This window comes from Arthrobacter sp. 05L45_2 (assembly GCF_056397525.1).
The window spans coordinates 1-3,068 of sequence record NZ_JBFTNO010000271.1; the positions used below are offsets into that span (position 1 = coordinate 1).

At 59.9% G+C, this 3,068-nt stretch carries 1 protein-coding gene and 1 pseudogene; one reads left to right on the top strand and one right to left on the bottom strand.

Translation table 11 applies throughout. From position 1 onward, the window contains the following. On the top strand, positions 1-1,132 hold a 1,132-nt coding region (locus AC1DHD_RS15225; RefSeq protein WP_476880519.1), incomplete at its 5' end, for an HNH endonuclease family protein. Between the two features lie 326 nt (positions 1,133-1,458). Here the strand turns inward: AC1DHD_RS15225 and AC1DHD_RS15230 are convergent. Then, a pseudogene (locus tag AC1DHD_RS15230) lies at positions 1,459-2,611 on the bottom strand (IS3 family transposase); the annotation flags it as partial. Positions 2,612-3,068: the final 457 nt, after the last annotated feature.

Below are 3,068 nucleotides of genomic sequence, written 5' to 3' on the forward strand. Positions count from 1 at the left end.
CGTGGACAGGTGGTCCAGGACGCACTGGTCCGATTTTGACGCCGAATGGTGGCGGGAAGAGCTATCCCAAGGTCGCCATGTTCGGTCGCGTGTGGACATCTTCTTACAATATTGGCTGACTATGCGATTGCAGGAAGAAGTTAAATCGGAGCTGGTCTTCCGAGTTTTCGCTAACTACGCAGAGTCGAAACTGGCTACTATCGACGGTGCTGAGGCCCTGCTCGCGGAGCTGCGGAAGGACGCCGATACCTATCGAAATCTCAGCCAACTTGACGTGGGGACACCCGAAGGACGATTTCGCTCCCGTGTCATAGGGACGATGGAGCTTGCGGCTACCACTCCAGTCTTGCTCTGGCTACTCTCCGAAAACCACTCGGTTCCTCGCGACCAGCTCCGGATTGCCCTTGACGCCATCGAGAGTTGGGTTATCCGACGTACGCTCCTCAGGAAGACTGCAAAAGATGTAAACCGCTTTATGGTCGCGATTCTCAAGTCGCTTGAGGGAATTGAGTCTCATGATGCTGGGTTTGCAATTAGAGATTTCCTCTCCGAACAGACTGCCGAGACCCGTTATTGGCCCTCGGATCAAGAGATGCTGACGGCACTTCCCGGTCTGAAGCTTTACGGTAACATCCGTCAGGCGCGATTGCGGGTAGTCCTGGGCGCCGTGGAACAACAGCTTCGCGACCAAAGCACTATGCATGAGGCAGTTGGACTTCCTAAAGGATTGGAGATCGAGCACGTCATGCCGCAAGGCTGGCGAGCATACTGGGATTCGTCGCCAAAACTCACACCTGAAGAGGCCGCACGTCGTGACCGATTCGTGAACACTATTGGCAATCTCACGCTTGTGACCAAGTCACTCAACGGCTCGCTGTCCAATCGTCCGTGGACAGACGAAGAGTCAACGGGACTTACTGAGGGCGGAGAACCCGGCAAGGGTAAACGAGCACTGCTCGAAGCTTTCAGCCTGCTAGTGCTCAACAGGAGATTAGTCCACGACCATCGTGATAGCTGGACAGACGCCCACATCAGAGAACGCTCCAGGTCTATGGGAGAAGCAATCGCTGCCGTATGGCCCGGTCCGTCGAGGGAAATCCAGGATGCGGCCTACGAAAGGGCCAGGGCCTAATGCTCAGCAGGTTGACATCCTGACCGCCACTCGACGGAACAAATGGGTACAGTAACTTCCTGAACGTTAGTCACTCAGACCAGCGTTGTCCGGCCTAACTTCAGTCAGTCCCATAGACACCGCGTGTGCAGGATGTTGGCGGGCTTACGGAATCCTCCACGGCTTCCCGCTCCCGCGTTGTCATCGACATCGATCAAATTGGCTCTCCGCGGTTGGTGGTGAATTCGGGCTCGTGTCTTTAGACGTGAGGGGCCCGCAGCACTGTTGTGATGGATGTTCTTGACGCATTCGGGACTGCTCAAGGTTTAGTTGACAGCTGGGATTTCTTACGCGGCTGAGGCCGCGTTTTTTATTGTCTCAAACTTGATGGGTGTCAGCCGTCCAAGGGCGCGCTGGCGGCGTTTGCGGTGGTAGCTGCGCTCGATCCAAGTCGGGATGGCGAGCCGGAGCTCGGCCCGAGTCTCCCATCGTTCCGGTTCAGGACGTTCTTTTGAAGCAGGGAGAAGAACGATTCCATCGCCGCGTTGTCACCGCGTGCCCCGACCCGGCCCATGGATCCGTGCAGCCCGTAGGTGGTCAGGGCCAGGACAAACTTGCGGGATCTGAACTGGGATCAGCGGTCGGTCGCTGGACCACAGTGCCCGCCGGTTTCCTGAGGGCCACGGCGCGGTCCAGGGCGGCAACGGCTAGGGACGCTTCATCCGCCCGTCCATGGAGTACCCGACGATCCGGTTCGAGTGCAGGTCCTTGATCGCGCACAGATACAGCTTCCCCTCCGCGGCGTGGTTCTGGGTGATGTCCGTCAGCCACTTCCGGTTCGGTGCCGTGGCACTGAAGTCCCGTTCGATGAGGCCATCGTGGACCGGCGGGCCGGCCTTGAGCCCTGACCTGCGGCGGCGGTGGATCACCGAGAGGATCCCGTTCAGGGAGCACAGCCGCCAGATCCGCCGTTCGGTGGCCATCGGTCCGGGACCGGCCTTGATCTCATCGGCGATGAACCGGTATCCGAAGGCGGCGGGATCGTCGCGGTGGTGGTCGATGGCGGCGGTGATCAGGTGCGCTTCCTCCCAGTCCCGTGCCGGGACTGGGTTGGTGGCCCATTRGTAGTAAGCCTGTCTGGAGAAATTCAGTACCCGGCAGGACACTGCCACGGGGCCCCTGATCGGGGCGTCCCTGGCAGCAAGCTCGCGGACCAGGGGTACATCATTTTCTTGGATTGATGTCCCGGGACAGATAGGCCACCGCACGGCGCATGACTTCCGCTTCCTGCTCCAGGAGCCGGATGCGCTTGTTGGCCTCCCGCAGCTTCGCCGCGTCATCGGACCCCGCCCCGGACTTCACCCCGTCTTCTCTGTCAGCGATCTTCATCCAGCGGTGCAGGGCAGCGGGCGAAACACCGAAGTCCTTGGCGATCTGCGTGATCGGCGCTTCGCCCTCGCGGGCAACCGCGACGACATCGCGGCGGAACTCTTCAGGAAAGGCTTGGGCATGAAGAACATCCTTCCACCCGCAAGGATCAAATCCTCACCGGCAAAGTGTCAATCAAACCTTCAGCAGTCCCCCAGGTTAGGCTCCGGCGAGGAAGCGGAGAAGATCGTCCCGGCCATTGAGAGCTGAAGGCCGATGGCATCGACGCCGGCGGGCCGCTCGGGGCCGACACCGCGTTGCCACGCGAATAGAGCGGTCTCTCAGGGGCCGTTCCCTTCGTTTAAGCAGATGCCGCAGGCCAGGCTCCCGCATGCGCGAATGTCTAACACGTCTTCGGTTTCTCGAACTACTTGGTTCAGCCGTTGCGGTGCAGCTCAAGGCGTTCCTCCGCCGGGAACGGTCCCTGCTAGAGCACCAAGTGAGTGCCTTGGCCGGCCTCTCAAGGGAAAGGTCGACGAAAGTGTCCTGGTTGTCTTCCGCTGGTTCCTCTCAGCGGAACATGCACGCC